The following is an 18,579-nucleotide window of genomic DNA, read 5'->3' on the forward strand; positions in this document are numbered from 1 at the left end:
GATGGCTGGCAGAGTCCTGGTTAGTGGGCCGCCCACTGGATGGTGGACAGGTCCACGCCGTCCTTGTACATGTCCCACAGCGGGGACAGCTCGCGCAGCTTGCCGACCTTGCTCTTGATCAGCTCGATGGTGAAATCGATGTCTTCCTCGGTGGTGAAGCGGCCGATGGTGAAGCGGATCGAGCTGTGTGCCAGCTCGTCGCTGCGACCCAGGGCGCGCAGCACGTAGGAGGGCTCCAGGCTGGCCGAGGTGCAGGCCGAACCGGAAGAAACGGCGATATCCTTGATGGCCATGATCAGCGACTCACCTTCCACGTAGTTGAAGCTCACGTTCAGGTTGTGCGGCACGCGGTGCTCCATGTCGCCGTTGATGTAGGTCTCTTCGATCTCTTGCAAGCCCTTGGCCAGGCGGTCGCGCAGGGCGCGGATGCGGGCCAGTTCGCTGTCCATCTCTTCACGGGCCAGGCGGAAGGCTTCGCCCATGCCCACGATCTGGTGCGTGGCCAGGGTGCCCGAACGCAGACCGCGCTCGTGGCCACCGCCGTGCATCTGCGCTTCGATGCGCACGCGCGGCTTGCGGCGCACGTACAGCGCGCCGATGCCCTTGGGACCATAGCTCTTGTGGGCCGAGAAGCTCATCAGGTCGACCTTCCAGTTTTCCAGGTCGATCTTGACCTTGCCCGTCGCTTGCGCGGCGTCGCTGTGGAAGATGATGCCCTTGGAACGGCAGAACTCGCCGATCTCCGGCACCGGCTGGATCACGCCGATTTCGTTGTTGACCAGCATGACCGAAACCAGGATGGTATCCGGACGCACGGCCGCGGCGATCTGCTCGACCGTCACCAGGCCGTTGTCCTGCGGCTGCAGGTAGGTCGCTTCGAAGCCCACGCGCTCGAGCTCGCGGAAGGTATCCAGTACCGCCTTGTGCTCGGTCTTGACGGTGATGATGTGCTTGCCCTTGGACTTGTAGAACTGCGCTGCACCCTTGATGGCCAGGTTGTTGCTCTCGGTGGCGCCGGAGGTCCAGATGATCTCGCGCGAATCGGCGTTGACCAGCTTGGCCACTTCTTCACGGGCCTCTTCCACGGCCTTCTCGGCGGTCCAGCCATACATGTGGCTGCGCGAGGCGGGATTGCCGAACTGCTCGCGCAGGTAGGGGATCATCTTGTCGGCCACGCGCGGATCGACCGGGGTGGTCGCCGAGTAATCCATGTAGATCGGGAAGTGCGGAGCCTTGATGGTCTCCAGCAGGCTTTTTTCCAAGGGTGCGTTCATGTGTGCTTGCTCCAAATCAGGCTGCGGCTTGCGGGCGGTGCATCACCACCACGCTCTGCGAGTCGGCGGCACGCTGCTCCGCCGGCTTGGGTTCTTTTTGCTGGTCGACCAGATCCTGGAGCGACACCGAATCCAGGTACTCGACCATCTTTTCGTTCAGGGTGGACCATAGGTCATGCGTCATACAGCGTGCGCCGCCGGGATGCGAAGCGCTGTGGCAATTTTCCTTGCCGCCGCACTGGGTTGCATCCAGCGGTTCGTCCACTGCAATGATGATGTCGGCCACCGAGACGTCGGCGGCCTTGCGGGCGAGATTGTAACCACCGCCAGGCCCCCTCACGGACTCGACGATCTGGTGCCGCCGCAACTTGCCGAACAACTGCTCCAGATATGATAAAGAAATTTCCTGGCGCTCGCTGATGGCCGACAACGTGACGGGACCCTTGCCCTGGCGCAAGGCCAGGTCAATCATCGCCGTGACGGCAAAACGACCTTTGGTGGTTAGACGCATGAATTCCGCTCCAGAAACAAGTGAACCGATTGGCCCTGAATTCCCGAATATTTGAGTCAAGTATAGCAAACCCGAGTAATTCTGTCAGGTACAAGCACCGACCCAGATCATCATTCCTTCATATTGCAGTGAAACTTGTCTGACCTCCTCGGCAAATTGCGCTAATCTCACGCTTTGGGCCGGCATGTTCAGGATTGGCCACTTATCGATCTGGTAAGATGTGCCGAACTTTTCCATCAGGCGTCATGCGGACTGACCGAACAACCACAAGCCCGGTCCGCGCCGCCACTCAAACTAGAACGATATGGATGTAAGCGATACCCCCAACCCCCTGCTGCGCCCGCGCCGCAAGCCACAGAGCCTGTCGCAGGAGGTCGTGGCCGCGCTGACCGCGATGATCAGCAATGGCAGCCTCACGCCCGGAGACAAGCTGCCCACAGAATCCGAGATCATGCAGACCCAAGGGGTATCGCGCACCGTGGTGCGCGAAGCCATCTCGCGCCTGCAGGCCGCCGGCCTGGTGGAAACCCGCCACGGCATCGGCACCTTCGTGCTGGAGGCCAAGAAAGGCGGCAACATCAACATCGATCCGGCCACCATCACCACCATGCGTGACCTGCTGGCGCTGCTGGAACTGCGCATCAGCCTGGAAACCGAAACCGCCGGCCTGGCCGCTGCCCGCCGCACCGATGAACAGTTGCAGGAAATCCGCGAGGCGCTCGATCTGTTCCGCGCCAACCAGCAAGGCGGCGGCGACACCGTGGGGCCGGATTTCCGCTTCCACTTCGCCATCGCCAACGCCACCGGCAACCGCTACTTCATCGAGATCATCAGCCATCTGGGCATGGGCGTGATCCCGCGCAAGCGCATCAACACGGCCGAGCTGGCCCATGACCAGCAGGCCAGCTACCTGGACCGGGTGCAGCGCGAGCACGAAGACATCTATGAAGCCATCGCCCGCGGCGACGCCGAGGCCGCGCGCGCCGCCATGCGCAACCACCTTACCAACAGCCGCGAACGCCTGCGTCGCGCGCAACAGGAAGCCGAATCGGGCAGCACCAGCGCCGCCTGATCCGCACACCCACGCTGGTCCGGTCCACCGCAGGACCGGGGCCGCGTGGGACTTGGCCAGGTTCTTCCCTCCTGTATCTGCCCTTCAGCTTCCTTCCCCTGCCCCCCCTTCCTCCCCAGGAAACCCCCGACATCACCTCCGTCCGCAAGCATCAAAGCGCGGCAAAAAAGTGCTGGATTTCTGAAATCTTATGTTGTACGATGACTGATATCCTAACCGGATAGATATCCAGAGACAAACAAAGCAGCAGAGCATTGGTAGCCATTCCAATCCTTCCCATTTCCAATTCTTAACGGCGTCGAGCGAAAACATGTCCCAGTACACTCCCCAAGACCTCAAACAGATCCTCTCTTCCGGCCTGCTGTCGTTCCCGCTGACCGACTTCGACGAGCAGGGCGACTTCCGCCCGAAGACCTATATCGAGCGCCTGGAATGGCTGGCCCCGTACGGCGCCAGCGCGCTGTTCGCTGCAGGCGGCACGGGTGAATTCTTCTCGCTGGTCCCGGACGAGTATTCGGACATCATCCGCACCGCCGTGGACACCTGCCGTGGCAAGGTGCCCATCATCGCCGGCGCCGGCGGCTCCACCCGAGCGGCCATCGCCTACGCTCAGGAAGCAGAGCGCCTGGGCGCGCACGGCATCCTGCTGATGCCCCACTACCTGACCGAAGCCAGCCAGGACGGCATCGCCGCCCACGTCGAGGCAGTCTGCAAGTCGGTGAACTTTGGCGTGATCATCTACAACCGCGCCGTCTGCAAGCTCAGCGCAGAAACCCTGCAGAAGCTGGCCGACCGCTGCCCCAACCTGATCGGCTTCAAGGATGGCATCGGCGAGATCGAGCCTATGGTCCACATCCGCCGCAAGCTGGGCGACCGCTTCACCTACCTGGGCGGCCTGCCGACCGCAGAGGTGTATGCAGCGGCCTACAAGGCGCTGGGCGTGCCGGTGTATTCCTCGGCGGTGTTCAACTTCATCCCCAAGACCGCCGTGGAGTTCTACCAGGCCATCGCCAAGGAAGACCACGACACCGTGGGCAAGCTGATCGATGAATTCTTCCTGCCCTACCTGGCCATCCGCAACCGCAAGGCTGGCTATGCCGTGTCCATCGTCAAGGCGGGCGCCCGTATCGCCGGCCACGACGCCGGTCCAGTGCGTACTCCGCTGACCGATTGCACGCCTGAAGAGCACGAAGAACTGGCCGCACTGATGAAGAAGCTCGGCCCGCAATAAGCGTCTGCCGTAGCCGCAAGAACCAAGGGCCGCCAGAACAGGGCGGCCCTTTTTACATCCGCCAGCCTGGCTGGCGCGGACTTGGCGGACTTGCCGCATCGGTCAGAGAGACGAAAAAAAACCTCCGCAGCATGATCGCTGCGGAGGTTTTTTATCTTTAGAGCAAAGATGCCGGACTTAGAACTCTTCCCAATCCTGGGCATCATCCTTGGCGCGGCTGCTGGCCGGTTTGGCCGCCTTGGCTGACGCCGACGGCAGCTTGGGTGCGCTCTTGGGGGCTGGCGCAGCGGAGGACGGTGCAGCCGCTGTCACCGCGGGCGCGGCAGGCGTCGTCACTGGCCGGGCCGCCGGGGCTGCGCGCGGCTTGGCAGCCGGCTTGCCAGCCGGCGCGACCTGGTGCGCCTCGATCTTGAAGATGCTCACCGCACCCACCAGGTTGGTCGCCTGCGCCTGCAGGGACTGGGCCGCAGCGGCCGCTTCTTCCACCAGCGCAGCGTTCTGCTGGGTCACTTCGTCCATCTGGGTGATGGCGCGGTTGACCTGTTCAATCCCGGTGCTCTGCTCACGGCTGGCCTCGGCGATCTCGCCGACGATGTCGGTGACGCGCTGCACGCTGGTGACCACTTCACTCATGGTCGCACCGGCCTGCTCGACCAGCTGGCTGCCGGCCTCGACCTTTTCCACCGAGTCATCGATGAGCGACTTGATTTCCTTGGCGGCAGCCGCCGAGCGCTGGGCCAGCGAACGCACTTCCGACGCCACCACCGCAAAGCCGCGCCCCTGCTCGCCAGCGCGTGCCGCTTCCACGGCGGCGTTCAAGGCCAGGATGTTGGTCTGGAAAGCAATGCCGTCGATGACGCTGATGATGTCCACGATCTTGCGCGAGGAATCATTGATGGCCTGCATCGTATCGACCACCTTCGAGACCACCTCGCCGCCCTTGCTGGCGGTGGACGAAGCCGAATGCGCCAGCTGGTTGGCCTGCAAGGCGTTCTCGGCATTCTGCTTGACGGTGCCGGTCAGTTCTTCCATCGAGGCGGCGGTCTCTTCCAGCGAGCTGGCCTGCTGTTCGGTCCGCGAAGACAGGTCCATGTTGCCAGCCGCGATTTCCTTGGCGCTGGTGTCGATGCTGTCGGAACTGCTGCGCACCCGCGAAACCGTGGTCAGCAAGGCTTGCTGCATGCTGCGGATGGCCGAGAACAGACGGCCGATCTCGTTGCTGCTTTGCACTTCCACCTTGGTGGTCAGGTCGCCATTGGCCACCAGGTCCAGCAGGTGGACGGCGCGGTTGAGCGGCGTGAGGACGATGTTGCGCAACAGGAAATGCACGCCCACCACCAGGAACATGGCGCCGATCAGGCCGGTCACGACCAGCCAGACCACCAGGTTGTATTCACGCTGGCGTTGGGTGGTGACATTGTCATTGAGCTCCATCGCCCGCTTCTGGTACGCATCCAGGGCGGTCGAGAACCGCGCGCCGCCCTTGCTGATGAAGTTGTTGTTGAGCTGGGAGTAGCCCGCCGCGTCGCCGGCCTTGAGCAGGTCGGTGGCCTTCTTCAGGATCTCGTTCAACGCCTTGGCGGATTCGAGGAGCTCGGCCTTGGTGGCCGGATCCTGGCCTTCCAGATCGGGCAACTTGGCATACTCGTCGAGGTATTTCAGGCTGCGCTCATAAGTCATCTCTGCGCTCTTCAACGCAGAATCGATCACCGCCTGGTCACCCTTTTCCATCAGGGTCGCATACATGCGCCCGTGCGCTGCACGCGTGCGAGTGGTGTCCTTGTACGCATCGTTGATCAGCAAGGCGCGCTCGGTGATCTCATGGACATATTCCGTGGCGTGGTTGGCCCGGCCAAGGGCAAAGATACCTACCGCAGCGCCTACCACGATCATGCATGAAAACAGCGCAAGCGCGCTCATCAGGCTGAAGCGAACCGTCAGATTCCGCATTCCCTCTCTCCGCTTAGTTTTTTTACAACACAAGAAATGAATTATTGCCTCGACGATACATCAGCCCCCGTCTCTCCCATAAGACGGCAAACTGACCAAAACCACCCCTATTTCCCGGATAGGGCGGTCAGCGCCTGACCTTGCGCCATTGTGCAGCGGTCAGGAAGTGACCTGCCTGTTTTGGATCAAGCATATGAAAGATTGCGCAAAAACAGTCTTATCGGAAAGGCAAGCCCCTTTCCTCGCTCAGGGCCGGAACATGGCGGACAGGCAACTCCGGCCCGGAGGCGATCAGGGCAGGTCGATGATCTCGACCCAGTTCGGATTGCGGCCCAGGGTATAGCGGAACAAGGGGGTCAGCGCCCCGCTGGCGGCATCGATGGCATAACTGGTCAGGCCAGCCTTTTGCCCAACGGCGAGCAGGTAGCGCCCTTGCGGATCGATGTTGAAAGCCCGTGGCTGGGTTTCGGTGGGGATGTTGAAGATGCGGGTCAGCTTGCCGCTGGCGCGGTCCACTCGGTAGCCGGTGAGGGTATTGGAGGTGCGCTCGGTGGCATAGAGGAAGCGGCCATCCGGGGTCAGGTGCAGGTCGGCAGCGGCCAGTTGCTCGCTGCTCTGGAAGCCTTCCGGCAAGGCCGAGTCACTGCCCAGCAGGGTCAGCGTGCCCGCCTCGCGGTCGTAGGCATAGGTGCTGACGGTGGCGTCGAGTTCGTTGGCGCAATAGAGGAAACGCTGGTCGGGCGAGAACACGAAGTGGCGTGGACCGGCCCCGGCCTTGGTCGCCACCGAGGGCGGCGTATTGGGTGTGACGGCGCCAGAAGCAGGATCGAAGCGGTATTGCAGGATCACGTCGCTGCCCAGGTTGCTGGCAAAGACGAAGGCATTGGCGGGATCGACCTGCACCGAGTGTGCGTTCTTGCCGGTGGGGATCACCGCCAGCGGCGGCGTCTGCACGGCGCCGTCGCTGCCGATGGCATTGACCGAGATCTTGTTGCCGAAGTAGGACGCCGCCAGCAGGTAGCGGCCCGTGCGGTCGGTGGCAATATTGGCCATGTTGTCGGCCAGCGGCGCCCTGGACAGCGCCTTGAGCTTGCCGCTGGCGGGATCGATGGCATAGCTGGTCACCGCATACGGCTCGCTACGCAGGGACGCATAGAGGTATTTGCGGTCGGGGCTGATGGCCAGCGGCATCACGGTACTGCCGGTATCGACCTTGTCGATCAGGTTGACGCTGCCATCGTTGTTGAGTCGCAGGACGTAGATGTCCTGGCTGTCGGCATTGGAAACGTAGGCAATGGTGGCCGCACCTGCGTGGGTGGCGGCCAGGCTGAGGGCGGAGGTGGCAATCAAGGTGGCGAGGCGGGAAGAAGGGGCGGAAAGGCTGCTGCTCATGCTGTCTCCTGGCGAACCATATTGTTGTGGGCGTACGGATGAAACAAGTGACAAGTGAAGAAGAACAAAAAAGGACCCGCAAGCGGGCCCCAAGAGAGGATCAGGTCACCGGCGCCGGGTTGAACAGGGTCAGCGCATTGTGCAGTTTCCATTGCTCGGCCCAGGTGCGCTTCTTGCCGCTGGCCACGTCCAGCATCAGCTGGAACAGCTCCCAGCCGACATCTTCGATGCTGGCCTCGCCGCTGGCGATGCGGCCGGCGTTGACATCCATCAGGTCATGCCAGCGACGCGCCAGATCATTGCGGGTGGCCACCTTGATGACCGGCACCGCAGCCAGGCCATAAGGCGTGCCCCGGCCCGTGGTGAAGATGTGAAGATTCATGCCGGCGGCCAGTTGCAGGGTGCCACAGATGAAGTCGGAGGCCGGCGTGGCCGCGTAGATCAGGCCCTTCTGCTGCAGCTTGTCGCCCGGCGAGAGCACACCCGAGATGGGGCTGGAACCCGACTTGACGATGGAGCCCATGGCCTTCTCGACGATGTTGGCCAGACCGCCCTTCTTGTTGCCGGGAGTGGTGTTGGCACTGCGGTCCACCCCGCCTTGCTTCAGGTAGTTGTCGTACCAGTCCATCTCGCGGATCATGGCCTGGGCCACTTCCTCGTTGACTGCGCGCGAGGTCAGCTGGTCGATGCCGTCGCGCACTTCGGTCACTTCCGAGAACATCACCGAGGCACCGGCGCGCACCAGCAGGTCGGTGGCGAAGCCCACCGCCGGGTTGGCGGTCACGCCCGAGAAGGCATCGCTGCCGCCGCACTGCACGCCCACCACCAGGTCGGAGGCCGGGCAGGTTTCGCGGCGGCGCTTGTTCAGTTCGGTCAGGCGCGCCTCGGCCATGTTCATGATGGAATCGATCATGGAGTTGAAGCCGACGTGTTCCGCATCCTGCAGGCAGACCACATAGGGCTCGCCTTGCTTGTGGATGGGGATCATGTTTTCCGGCAGCAGGCGATTGGGCTGCAGCTTTTCGCATCCCAGGCTGACCACCATGGCCTGGCCACCGAAGTTGGGGTTCAGGCTGATGTTGCGCAAGGTGCGGATAGGGATGCCGGCATTGGGCGCATCGATGGCCACGCCACAACCATAGGTGTGCTCCAGCGCCACCACGTCTTCCACGTTCGGATACTTGGGCAGCAGCTCGGCACGGATGCGCTTGACCGCATGTTCCACCACGCCGGCCACGCACTGCACGGTGGTGGTGATGGCCAGCAGATTGCGGGTGCCAACCGAACCATCGGCATTGCGATAGCCTTCGAAGGTATAGCCTTCCAGCGGCGGCTGTGGAGCTGGCTTCCTGGTCGCGATGGGGAGGTTGTCGAGCTCGCGCGCCGGCGGCATCTGCACCAGCGATTCCTCGATCCAGCTGCCCTTGGGGATGTCGCGCACGGCGTAGCCGATGGCCACGTCGTAGCGCACGATGGCTTCACCCTGCTTGAGATCGCGCAGGGCGATCTTGTGACCTTGCGGGACGCGGTCGACCAGCGTCAGCCCGTCCGGGAAGACGGTGCCGGCCGGCAGGCCGCCGTCGTTGACGACAATGGCGACATTGTCGGTGTCGTTCATCATGATGTAGCGCGGGGCGGATGCCTGGCTGGCGGAAGTATCAGTGCTCATGCTGGTTCCCATACGGCTGGATGCTCAAAAAACGAAATGGCGGCGCCGCCGATGCGGTCGCCGCCGTGGCAGGATTCAGGCGTCCTTGAGTTCGACGCGTTTGATTTCCTTGACGATGACAAGATAACTGATCACGGTGACCAGTGCATTGATGCCCACGAACACCAGCGCCCCGGAGAAGGAGCCGGTTTCCTTGACGATGTAGCCGATCACGATAGGCGTGGTGATACCGGCGACATTGCCGAACATGTTGAACAACCCGCCCGACAGACCGACGATCTGCTTGGGCGCCGTATCGGCCACCACGGCCCAGCCCAGCGCACCGACGCCCTTGCCGAAGAAGGCCAGAGCCATGATGCCCACCACCATCCACTGCGCCTCGACGTAGTTGCACAGGATCATGGTCATCGACAGCAGCATGCCGCCGACGATGGGAATCTTGCGCGCCCAGGTGACCGACAGGCCGCGCTTGATCAGGCGGTCCGAGATCAGGCCGCCGACCACGCCGCCGATGAAGCCGCACACCGCCGGGATCGAGGCCACGAAACCGGCCTTGAGGATGGACATGCCGCGCTCCTGCACCAGGTACACCGGGAACCAGGTCAGGAAGAAATAGGTGATCACGTTGATGCAGTACTGGCCGATATACACGCCCAGCAGCATGCGGTTCGACAGCAGCTGGCGGATGTAGCCCTTGCCCTTGGTGGAAGGCGCGGCGACCTTGCGGTTATCCATGTCCACCAGGCCACCGCCGGATTCGATGTGCGCCAGTTCAGCCTGGTTGATGCGCGGGTGGTCCTTGGGGCTGTAGATGATGCGGCCCCAGATCAGGGCCAGCGCGATACCCACCACGCCCATGACGGTGAAGACATGGTGCCAGCTGTAGGTGTGAACGATCCAGGCCATCAGCGGGGTGAACAGCACGGCGGCGAAATACTGCGCCGAGTTGAAGATGGCCGAGGCGGTGCCACGCTCCTTGGTCGGGAACCAGGCCGCCACGATGCGGCCATTGGCCGGGAAGGATGGCGCTTCGGCCAGGCCCACCATGAAGCGCAGCAGGAACAGCGAGGCCACGGCGGCGGCGGTGCTCATCCAGGTCACGCCGGCTTGCAGGAAAGTGAAGACCGACCACAGGGCGATACTCCACATGTAGATCTTCTTGGAACCGAAGCGGTCCAGCAGCCAGCCGCCCGGCAATTGGGCCAGGACATAGGCCCAGCTGAAAGCCGAAAAGATATAGCCCATCATCACCGGATCGAGCGCAAGCTCGGTCTTCATCGCCGAACCGGCGATGGAGAGGGTGGCGCGGTCGGCGTAATTGACCGTGGTGACCACGAACAGCAGGAAGAGGATCAGATAACGGACATGTGTGGGCTTTGCTGCCTCACTAGCCAGCCCGCTTTGCTTGCTTTGCGCCAATTGTTTTCTCCAGGTCTCGTGTCGCCGTCGAGCTCCCGCAACGCCACGCCGAACTGCGCCTTGCACACCGCTGACAGCGACTGGACAGGCGCGAGATGATACGGCTGGGAATGGGTGTCTCTTGACGTATTGTTATTTGTTTGAAATTGGGTTGTTATAAGACGTCATACAACGATGGGCAGTATAACAGGACAGGTTGCATTGGCAAGCGTCATCTGCGATGCTCCACTCGACCTGCTGCCCTGCCCCAATATGCAGAAAAGCAGGCAAGATACGCTCGCCCTGAGCGCGCGCCGCAGGGCTAATTTACAGAACATGAACCTGGAAGGAGGCAAAAATGCCCATCCTTGGGTATGATGCGCGCATTTCCTGTATGCAACTTGATCTGCCATGAGCTCATTCTCCTCCCCTACTGCTACAAACAAGACCTCCGCCTGGCTCAAGCCCCTGCTGTTCGTGCTGGTCGCGGCGGTGGGTCTGTACTACGTGAAATGGTCGCCCTACTACGCCAAATCCTTCGTGGCCGCTGACAAGCACAGCATCGGCGCCTCCATCCTGGCCAACGCCCCGGCAGCGCCCTGGTCGGCTGCACTGGAGTATGCGGAAGTCTACTTCCTGGCCATCTGGAAAGCGGCCGTGCTGGGCATCGTGCTGGGCTCGCTGGTGCAGGTGCTGATCCCGCGCGACTGGCTGCTGCGCATGTTCGGCCGCGCCGGCCTCGGCTCCACTCTTCGCGGCGGCCTGTTCGCCCTGCCGGGGATGATGTGCAGTTGCTGTGCCGCCCCGGTCGTGGCCGGCATGCGCCGCCAGCAAGTCTCCGTGGGCGCCGCGCTGGCCTTCTGGATCGCCAACCCGGTGCTCAACCCCGCCACGCTGATGTTCATGGGCTTCGTGCTGGGCTGGCATTTCGCCGCCCTGCGCCTGGTGGCGGGCATCCTGCTGGTGCTGGGCGTGGCGCTGATCGCGCAACGGGTGGCGCAGTCCGAAACCCTGCCGCAGGCAGCGATGGATGCACTGGCCGCCGCCGAGTACGAGCCGATGGAGGATGGGCGCCACTTCCTGGTGCGCTGGGGCAGCAAGCTGTGGCAATTGTTCTGGACCACGGCGCCGGTCTATATCGTGGCGGTGCTGGCGCTGGGCGCGGCACGGGTGTGGCTGTTCCCGCAGGTGGATGTGGCCATGGGCAACAGCTTGCTGTGGATCGTGGCACTGGCCGTGGTGGGAACGCTGTTCGTGATCCCCACGGCAGCCGAGATTCCCATCGTGCAGTCCATGCTGTCCCTGGGCATGGGCGTGGGTCCGGCGGTGGCGCTGCTGATGACGCTGCCCAGCATCAGCCTGCCCTCGCTGCTGATGCTGCGGCAATCCTTCACGTCGCGGGTGCTGATGACGGTGACGCTCTTGACCATGCTCATCGGCGCGGTCAGCGGGCTGGTGGCCGTGGCCTTGCTGTGAGCAGGGCCTAGGGCCGATACTGCCGCAGGAAGCCGACCACCTCGGCCTGCTGGCCTGCGAACAGCAGGCGGGAGCGCTTGGCCTCCCGCTGGAATGCATAGACAGGATCGTAGTATTGCGCCAGCAAGGCATCGATCCAGGCGCGGTGCAAGTCGACTACGCCATCCTTCTCTTGGCGCGCCAGCGCGGTTTCCATCAGTTGCAAGAGCTGCCGATAGCGCTGGTCGCCCAGGCGCTTGACCAGCTTGCCCAGCGCTGCCAGCAGATGGGCGCGATAGCGTTCAAACCCGTGGCGCGGATCCAGTGCGACATATTCATTGCACAGACCGCTGACATAATCCCGCAGGATGCGCTCTACGCGCCCTTCCCGGCTGTCTTCCAGCCACACCATCGGCAAACTCTGCATGCGCTGGTGCAAGGCCAGCGGCAAGGCGCAGGCGCCGATCAGGCGACTCTCGTCTTCCAGCGCAAACCAATGATGCCCCTGCGCCCGCAGCTTGATGAGGGCGATCGCCAGGCGATGCTCGAAATCGATGGGCGATGGCTGCGGGCTGGCGCGTTTGCCGAAGCTGGAACCGCGATGGTTGGCGTAGCCCTCCAGGTCCAGCGCGTTATCCAATTGCAGCAGCACATCGGTCTTGCCGCTGCCGGTCATCCCGCCCACCACCACGAAGGCGCACTCGGCCAAGGCCTGCTCGATGGCCTCCATCAGGAAGTGGCGCAGCGCCTTGTAGCCACCGGCCACGCGGGGATAGGCGATGCCGGCTTCGCTCTTCAACCACTGCTGGGTGATCTGCGAGCGCAGACCGCCACGGAAACAATACAGGCAACCGTCCGGATGCGTCCGGGCAAAGTCCGCCCAGGCCGCAATCCGCGCCTCCTTCACGGCGCCGCTGACCAGCTGGTGGCCCAGCTCGATGGCGGACTGCTGGCCCTCTTCCTTGTAGCGCAAGCCGACCTGATGCCGTTCGCTGTCACTCATCAGAGGCAGGTTGACCGCCGTGGGAAACGCTCCCTTACCGAACTCCACCGGCGCCCGCGCATCCAGCATGGGCGTATCAGCGAGGAACAGGTCGCGGCTGGGCTGCAGATCGGCCATCAAAGCACCTCGACGGCGTAACGCTGTCGTTCGACCAGTTCGCCGATGGGGGCCAGTTCCAGCCCCAGCGCGGCGGCGGTGGCGAGGAATTCGGGATTGGCGTCGGGCCGTACCGCGACCAGCAGGCCGCCACTGGTCTGGGGATCGCAGAGCAGGTGCTTCTGGCCTTCGCTCAAGGGGCTGATCTTGCTGCCGTAGCTCTCGAAATTGCGCCCGGTGCCGCCCGGCACGCAACCCTCGGCCAGGTAATAGGGCACACCCGGCAGGCTAGGCACCAGCGCGTGCTGGATGCGTGCGCTCACGCCGCTGCCTTCGCACATCTCCACCAGGTGGCCCAGCAGGCCGAAGCCGGTCACATCGGTCATGGCCGTGACGCCTGCCAGCTTGCCGAAGCGGCTGCCCGGCTGATTGAGTTTGCACATCCAATCCCGCGCTACGCCCACATCTTCAGGGCGCAGCTTGCCCTTCTTCTCGGCGGTGGTGAGGATGCCGATGCCCAGCGGCTTGGTCAGGTAGAGCAGAGAACCGGCGGTGGCCGTGTCGTTGCGCTTCATATGGCGCTTCTCGACCACGCCGGTCACGGCCAGGCCGAAGATCGGTTCAGGGGCGTCGATAGAATGGCCGCCGGCCAGCGGGATACCGGCCGCATCGCAGGCTGCGCGGCCACCGCGCACGACTTCGCGCGCCACCTCCGGCGGCAGCACGTTGACTGGCCAGCCCAGGATGGCGATCGCCATGAGCGGATCGCCACCCATGGCGTAGATATCGCTGATGGCATTGGTGGCTGCGATGCGGCCGAAGTCGAAGGGATCATCGACGATGGGCATGAAGAAATCGGTGGTCGAGACCACGCCGCGTTCCTCATCGATGGCATAGACGGCAGCGTCGTCGCGGGAGGCATTGCCGACCCACAGCTTGGGATCGAGATGCTGGGCGCCGCTGCCAGCGAGGATCACCTCCAGCACCTGGGGCGAGATCTTGCAGCCGCAACCGGCGCCATGGCTGTACTGGGTCAGGCGAATGGGGGCGCTAATGGAGTCGCTCATGGAAAAATCCTGGCTGATCGGGGGATGCCGATTCTAGCAGCGTTTTTGTCTGCTTTTCGCTAGAAGACCCGGTACACCGTCCAACCTGAGCAGGCCCTTTCAGGGCAGTATCGAAGCCTGCCCTGAGCCTGTCGAAGGGCCTATCCTGAGCCTGCCGAAGGGGCGTGACGCCGGTGAACCTTCGATACGCGGCTGCGCCGCTACTCAGGACGAACGGGAGTCGATGCTCAGTATTGACATGGCATGACGCAACAACAAAAAAGCCCCGCAAGAAACTTGCGAGGCTTTCGAATTCTGGCTCCCCGACCTGGACTCGAACCAGGGACCTGCGGATTAACAGTCCGTCGCTCTACCGACTGAGCTATCAGGGATCAATTGAGGGCGCGATTATGAACGATTTTTTTCAGAATTACCAGAGAGGAAAACGAAAATTTTTTACATCGTTCTGCATCATGGCGGCATAGCCCTGCCGCCCTTGCGCGAGACCGAAACAACCTGCCTCACACTAATTGAAAAGGCCCCGCAATTGCTTGCGAGGCCTTCGCATTCTTTGGCTCCCCGACCTGGACTCGAACCAGGGACCTGCGGATTAACAGTCCGTCGCTCTACCGACTGAGCTATCAGGGAACAGCTGAGAAAAAGATTATGACGCGGTTTTTATTTCATGTCAAAACTTTTTTCAGGGAAAGGGACTTTTCTCATAGGAGAAAATCCCCTCCACAGCCCTTACAGCACCTTGGCAATAGCGTCGACCACCACGTCGATGTTCTTGGTGTTGAGCGCAGCCACGCAGATGCGGCCGGTATCGACGGCGTAGATCGAGAACTCGTTGCGCAGGCGGTCCACCTGGGCCTTGGTCAGGCCGGAATAGGAGAACATGCCGCGTTGCTTGATGACGAAGTCGAAGTCATGGCCGGGGGCCTTTTCCTTCAGCTTGGCCACCAGCAGCTGGCGCATTTCGCGGATGCGCACGCGCATCTCGGCCAATTCGTCTTCCCACAGCTTGCGCAGTTCGGGCGAGGCCAGGGCGGTGGCGACCACCTGGCCACCGTGGATCGGCGGGTTGGAGTAATTGGTGCGGACCACGCGCTTCAATTGCGACAGCACGCGGGCAGCCTCTTCGGCGCTGGCCGCAGCGATGGACAGCGCGCCCACGCGCTCGCCATACAGTGAGAACGACTTGGAGAAGGAGTTCGACACGAACAGCGGGCCGCCGGCTTCAGCGAAGCGACGCACCACCTGGCCGTCTTCGGCGATACCGTCGCCAAAGCCCTGGTAGGCCATGTCGAGGAAGGGCACCAGGCCGCGCGAGGTCACCACCTCGATGACCTGGGTCCACTGGTCGTCGGTCAGGTCCGCGCCGGTCGGGTTGTGGCAGCAGGCGTGCAGCAGCACGACGGAGCCGGCCTTCATGGTCTTCAGGGCATCGAGCATGCCGGCGAAGTTCACGCCGCGGGTAGCGGGATCATAGTAGGGGTAGGCGTTGACCTTGAAGCCGGCCATTTCGAACAGGGCGCGGTGGTTTTCCCAGCTCGGATCGCTGATCCAGACTTCGGTGCCAGCCGGCGAGAAGTGCTTCAGGAAGTCAGCACCCAGCTTCAGGGCGCCCGTGCCGCCCAGGGCTTGCACGGTGATGGCGCGCTTTTCGGTCACCACGGCGCTGCCGGCGCCGAACACCAGCTCCTGCACGGCGCGGTCATAGGTGGCCAGGCCGTCGATGGGCAGATAGGTACGCGGGGCCAGCTTGGCCGCCAGTTCCGCCTCGGCTTTCTTCACGCATTCCAGCAGGGGGACCTTGCCGTTGTCGTCGTAGTACACGCCCACGCCCAGATTGGTCTTGGCCGGGTTCTGGTCGGCGTTATAGGCTTCGGTCACGCCCAGGATAGGGTCGCGCGGCGCCATTTCGATGGCGGAAAACAGGGAGGCGGAGACAGGTGCGTTCATCGTGATAACATGAAAAGTTAGCTGCAACAAAGCGCTGCAGAAGGAATTGGATGCAGGTCCACATGGCCGGCCATGCACCTTTTTGCAACACTGCATTCTAACAAATGTGGACGGCCAATCACAGAGACAGACAGGCCCATTTGCCTGCCGAATCTGCATGGGACCATGTCCAATCGACATAACCCGCCCCGCGCCAGCCCGCCATCCCCTCTGGATGAGCTGGCCGCTGACGCTGGTTGGCGTCCCGTTTTACAATGCGCTGGCCCGTCGATTGCGTCTTGAACTTCCACATCGAGGCAGCATTTGATGAATATTCACGCCACCACCTTGCCTGCGTGCAATGCCCTGCTTCCGGACATTGCCGCTGTCCCATGCACCGTGGCGGCCCACCCGGCAAATCGCGACTAAGGCAATCCAGACCATGGCAGAACTGACCCCCATCAATACCGAGCTGGACGAGAGCAAGTTCGTCACCTTCCCCGACTCGCCCTTCAAGCTCTACCAGGTCTTCCCGCCGGCGGGCGACCAGCCGGCGGCCATCGACAAGCTGGTCGAGGGCGTCAACGACGGCCTGTTCTATCAAACCCTGCTGGGCGTAACCGGCTCGGGCAAGACCTACACCATGGCCAACACGATTGCCCGCCTGGGCCGCCCGGCCATCGTGTTCGCCCCCAACAAGACGCTGGCGGCGCAGCTCTACAGCGAGTTCCGCGAGTTCTTCCCGCACAATGCGGTGGAGTACTTCGTCAGCTACTACGATTACTACCAGCCCGAAGCCTACGTCCCGCAGCGCGACCTGTTCATCGAGAAGGATTCCTCGATCAACGAGCACATCGAGCAGATGCGCCTGTCCTGCACCAAGTCGCTGATGGAGCGGCGCGACGTGGTGATCGTGGCGACCGTCTCGGCCATCTACGGTATCGGTAACCCGAACGAATACCACCAGATGATCCTGACCCTGCGCGCCAAGGACAAGGTCTCGCAGCGCGACGTCATCGCCCGCCTGATCCAGATGCAGTACACCCGCAACGAAGTGGACTTCGGGCGCGGCACCTTCCGCGTGCGCGGCGACACCATCGACGTGTTCCCGGCCGAACACGCCGAGCTGGCCGTGCGCATCGAGACCTTCGACGACGAGATCGACAGCCTGCAGCTGTTCGATCCGCTGACCGGCCGCGTGCGCCAGAAGATCCCGCGCTTCACCATCTATCCCGGTTCGCACTACGTCACGCCGCGCTCCACCGTGCTGCGCGCCATCGAAACCATCAAGCAAGAGCTGGCCGAGCGCCTCGAATTCTTCCGCAAGGAAAACAAGCTCATCGAAGAACAGCGGCTGGAACAGCGCACCCGCTTCGACATCGAGATGATGACCGAGATCGGCTTCACCAAGGGCATCGAGAACTACTCGCGCCACCTCTCCGGCGCCAAGCCGGGCGATCCGCCTCCCACGCTGGTGGACTACCTGCCCAAGGATGCGGTGATGTTCCTGGATGAATCGCACGTCCTGATCGGCCAGTTGAACGGCATGTACAACGGCGACCGCGCGCGCAAGGTGAACCTGGTGGACTACGGTTTCCGCCTGCCCTCGGCGCTGGACAACCGGCCCCTGAAGTTCGACGAGTTCGAGAAGAAGATGCGCCAGACCATCTTCGTCTCGGCCACGCCGGCCGACTATGAAAATACCCATGCCGACCAGGTGGTGGAACAGGTGGTGCGTCCGACCGGCCTGGTGGACCCCATCATTGCGGTGCGCCCGGCCACCACCCAGGTGGACGATCTGATGCAGGAGATCAACGACCGCATCGCCAAGGACGAGCGCGTGCTGGTGACCACACTGACCAAGCGCATGGCCGAGCAGTTGACCGAGTTTCTCTCCGACAACGGCATCAAGGTGCGCTACCTGCACAGTGATATCGATACGGTAGAGCGCGTGGAAATCATCCGCGACCTGCGCCTGGGTACCTTCGACGTGCTGGTCGGCATCAACCTGTTGCGCGAAGGCCTGGACATCCCGGAAGTCTCGCTGGTGGCGATCCTGGATGCGGACAAGGAAGGCTTCCTGCGTTCCGAACGCAGCCTGATCCAGACCATCGGTCGCGCCGCCCGCAACCTCAACGGCATGGCCATCCTCTATGGCGACGTGGTGACCGATTCCATGCACAAGGCCATCGGCGAAACCGAGCGCCGGCGGGCCAAGCAGATGGCCTTCAACGAAGCCAATGGCATCGTGCCGACCGGCATCAAGAAGGAAATCCGCGAACTGATCGACGGCGTCTTCAACCCGGCCCAGGCGCGCACCGAATTGCTGGTGGCCGAAGAGAAGAAGAACTACGAATCCATGAGTGAGAAGCAGATCAGCAAGGAGATCAAGCGCCTGGAAAAGCAGATGCAGGAACACGCCAAGAACCTGGAGTTCGAAAAGGCCGCGGCCGCCCGCGACCAGTTGCATCTGCTCAAGCAGCAATTGTTCGGCGCTCCCGGCAGCGATACCGCCGTGGCCTGATGCAAACGGAAAGG

At 62.7% G+C, this 18,579-nt stretch carries 14 protein-coding genes and 2 tRNA genes; 5 read left to right on the forward strand and 11 right to left on the reverse strand.

The annotated features are described in order from the left end of the window. Window positions 1-20 precede the first annotated feature (20 nt). A complete protein-coding gene (locus BGK68_RS22950) occupies window positions 21-1,274 on the reverse strand; it encodes an IscS subfamily cysteine desulfurase (RefSeq protein WP_075258963.1) in 1,254 nt (417 codons plus the stop codon). 16 nt (window positions 1,275-1,290) lie between these two features. Next, window positions 1,291-1,785, reverse strand: coding sequence for a Fe-S cluster assembly transcriptional regulator IscR (iscR, locus tag BGK68_RS22955; RefSeq protein ID WP_075258964.1), 495 nt, complete (start codon window positions 1,783-1,785; stop codon window positions 1,291-1,293). A 304-nt stretch (window positions 1,786-2,089) separates the two neighbouring features. Between iscR and BGK68_RS22960 the strand changes: the two genes are divergently transcribed. Both BGK68_RS22960 and kdgD read left to right on the forward strand, forming a co-directional pair. Then, the gene (locus tag BGK68_RS22960) at window positions 2,090-2,857 is read left to right on the forward strand and encodes a FadR/GntR family transcriptional regulator (RefSeq protein ID WP_075258965.1); all 768 of its coding nucleotides are present in this window, start codon (window positions 2,090-2,092) and stop codon (window positions 2,855-2,857) included. Between the two features lie 310 nt (window positions 2,858-3,167). After that, window positions 3,168-4,088, forward strand: a complete 921-nt coding sequence (gene kdgD / locus BGK68_RS22965; RefSeq protein ID WP_075258966.1) for a 5-dehydro-4-deoxyglucarate dehydratase — start codon at window positions 3,168-3,170, stop codon at window positions 4,086-4,088. 177 nt (window positions 4,089-4,265) lie between these two features. On the opposite strand, the gene BGK68_RS22970 is transcribed toward kdgD, so the two are convergent. The 4 genes from BGK68_RS22970 to BGK68_RS22985 all read right to left on the reverse strand — a co-directional run bounded on the left by BGK68_RS22970 (window position 4,266) and on the right by BGK68_RS22985 (window position 10,518). Further along, entirely contained in the window at window positions 4,266-6,038 is a 1,773-nt protein-coding gene (locus BGK68_RS22970; RefSeq protein ID WP_075258967.1) for a methyl-accepting chemotaxis protein, read from the reverse strand. A gap of 291 nt (window positions 6,039-6,329) precedes the next feature. Then, window positions 6,330-7,430, reverse strand: a complete 1,101-nt coding sequence (locus BGK68_RS22975) for a lactonase family protein (RefSeq protein WP_198937245.1) — start codon at window positions 7,428-7,430, stop codon at window positions 6,330-6,332. A 100-nt stretch (window positions 7,431-7,530) separates the two neighbouring features. Then, complete coding sequence (garD, locus tag BGK68_RS22980) at window positions 7,531-9,099, reverse strand: galactarate dehydratase (protein ID WP_075258968.1); 1,569 nt, start codon at window positions 9,097-9,099, stop codon at window positions 7,531-7,533. Window positions 9,100-9,174: 75 nt separating this feature from the next. Beyond that, complete coding sequence (locus BGK68_RS22985; protein WP_075258969.1) at window positions 9,175-10,518, reverse strand: MFS transporter; 1,344 nt, start codon at window positions 10,516-10,518, stop codon at window positions 9,175-9,177. 201 nt (window positions 10,519-10,719) lie between these two features. Between BGK68_RS22985 and BGK68_RS27910 the strand changes: the two genes are divergently transcribed. Further along, the gene (locus BGK68_RS27910) at window positions 10,720-10,875 is read left to right on the forward strand and encodes a hypothetical protein (RefSeq protein WP_158035504.1); all 156 of its coding nucleotides are present in this window, start codon (window positions 10,720-10,722) and stop codon (window positions 10,873-10,875) included. A gap of 33 nt (window positions 10,876-10,908) precedes the next feature. After that, window positions 10,909-11,973, forward strand: a complete 1,065-nt coding sequence (locus BGK68_RS22990) for a permease (RefSeq protein WP_075258970.1) — start codon at window positions 10,909-10,911, stop codon at window positions 11,971-11,973. A gap of 7 nt (window positions 11,974-11,980) precedes the next feature. Here BGK68_RS22990 and mnmH read toward each other — a convergent pair whose 3' ends face one another. From mnmH to BGK68_RS23015, 5 genes are all read right to left on the reverse strand, one after another. Continuing rightward, window positions 11,981-13,072, reverse strand: a complete 1,092-nt coding sequence (gene mnmH / locus BGK68_RS22995; protein ID WP_075258971.1) for a tRNA 2-selenouridine(34) synthase MnmH — start codon at window positions 13,070-13,072, stop codon at window positions 11,981-11,983. Then, on the reverse strand, window positions 13,072-14,118 hold the full coding sequence (gene selD / locus BGK68_RS23000; RefSeq protein ID WP_407645717.1) for a selenide, water dikinase SelD: 1,047 nt from the start codon (window positions 14,116-14,118) through the stop codon (window positions 13,072-13,074). Before selD ends, mnmH begins: the two co-directional genes overlap by 1 nt. Before the next feature lie 295 nt (window positions 14,119-14,413). Further along, a tRNA-Asn gene (locus BGK68_RS23005) sits at window positions 14,414-14,489 on the reverse strand. A gap of 180 nt (window positions 14,490-14,669) precedes the next feature. Beyond that, window positions 14,670-14,745: transfer RNA gene (locus BGK68_RS23010), tRNA-Asn, on the reverse strand. A 99-nt stretch (window positions 14,746-14,844) separates the two neighbouring features. After that, window positions 14,845-16,062 (reverse strand): amino acid aminotransferase, encoded by a 1,218-nt coding sequence (locus tag BGK68_RS23015; protein WP_075258972.1) that lies wholly within the window; start codon window positions 16,060-16,062, stop codon window positions 14,845-14,847. Window positions 16,063-16,483: 421 nt separating this feature from the next. Between BGK68_RS23015 and uvrB the strand changes: the two genes are divergently transcribed. Then, entirely contained in the window at window positions 16,484-18,565 is a 2,082-nt protein-coding gene (uvrB, locus tag BGK68_RS23020; RefSeq protein ID WP_075258973.1) for an excinuclease ABC subunit UvrB, read from the forward strand. The last annotated feature ends 14 nt before the right edge of the window (window positions 18,566-18,579 follow it).

It is taken from the genome of Herbaspirillum camelliae (assembly GCF_001929405.1).
Lineage (GTDB): Bacteria > Pseudomonadota > Gammaproteobacteria > Burkholderiales > Burkholderiaceae_D > Herbaspirillum > Herbaspirillum seropedicae.

Excerpts from the sequence above, each read along its gene's own strand:
- BGK68_RS22975 (WP_198937245.1), bottom strand. The coding sequence starts at position 7,430 with ATGAGCAGCAGCCTTTCCGCCCCTTCTTCCCGCCTCGCCACCTTGATT.
- uvrB (WP_075258973.1), top strand. The coding sequence starts at position 16,484 with ATGGCAGAACTGACCCCCATCAATACCGAGCTGGACGAGAGCAAGTTC.
- BGK68_RS22960 (WP_075258965.1), top strand. The coding sequence starts at position 2,090 with ATGGATGTAAGCGATACCCCCAACCCCCTGCTGCGCCCGCGCCGCAAG.
- BGK68_RS22990 (WP_075258970.1), top strand. The coding sequence starts at position 10,909 with ATGAGCTCATTCTCCTCCCCTACTGCTACAAACAAGACCTCCGCCTGG.
- BGK68_RS22950 (WP_075258963.1), bottom strand. The coding sequence starts at position 1,274 with ATGAACGCACCCTTGGAAAAAAGCCTGCTGGAGACCATCAAGGCTCCG.
- garD (WP_075258968.1), bottom strand. The coding sequence starts at position 9,099 with ATGAGCACTGATACTTCCGCCAGCCAGGCATCCGCCCCGCGCTACATC.
- kdgD (WP_075258966.1), top strand. The coding sequence starts at position 3,168 with ATGTCCCAGTACACTCCCCAAGACCTCAAACAGATCCTCTCTTCCGGC.
- mnmH (WP_075258971.1), bottom strand. The coding sequence starts at position 13,072 with ATGGCCGATCTGCAGCCCAGCCGCGACCTGTTCCTCGCTGATACGCCC.
- iscR (WP_075258964.1), bottom strand. The coding sequence starts at position 1,785 with ATGCGTCTAACCACCAAAGGTCGTTTTGCCGTCACGGCGATGATTGAC.
- BGK68_RS23015 (WP_075258972.1), bottom strand. The coding sequence starts at position 16,062 with ATGAACGCACCTGTCTCCGCCTCCCTGTTTTCCGCCATCGAAATGGCG.
- selD (WP_407645717.1), bottom strand. The coding sequence starts at position 14,118 with ATGAGCGACTCCATTAGCGCCCCCATTCGCCTGACCCAGTACAGCCAT.
- BGK68_RS22970 (WP_075258967.1), bottom strand. The coding sequence starts at position 6,038 with ATGCGGAATCTGACGGTTCGCTTCAGCCTGATGAGCGCGCTTGCGCTG.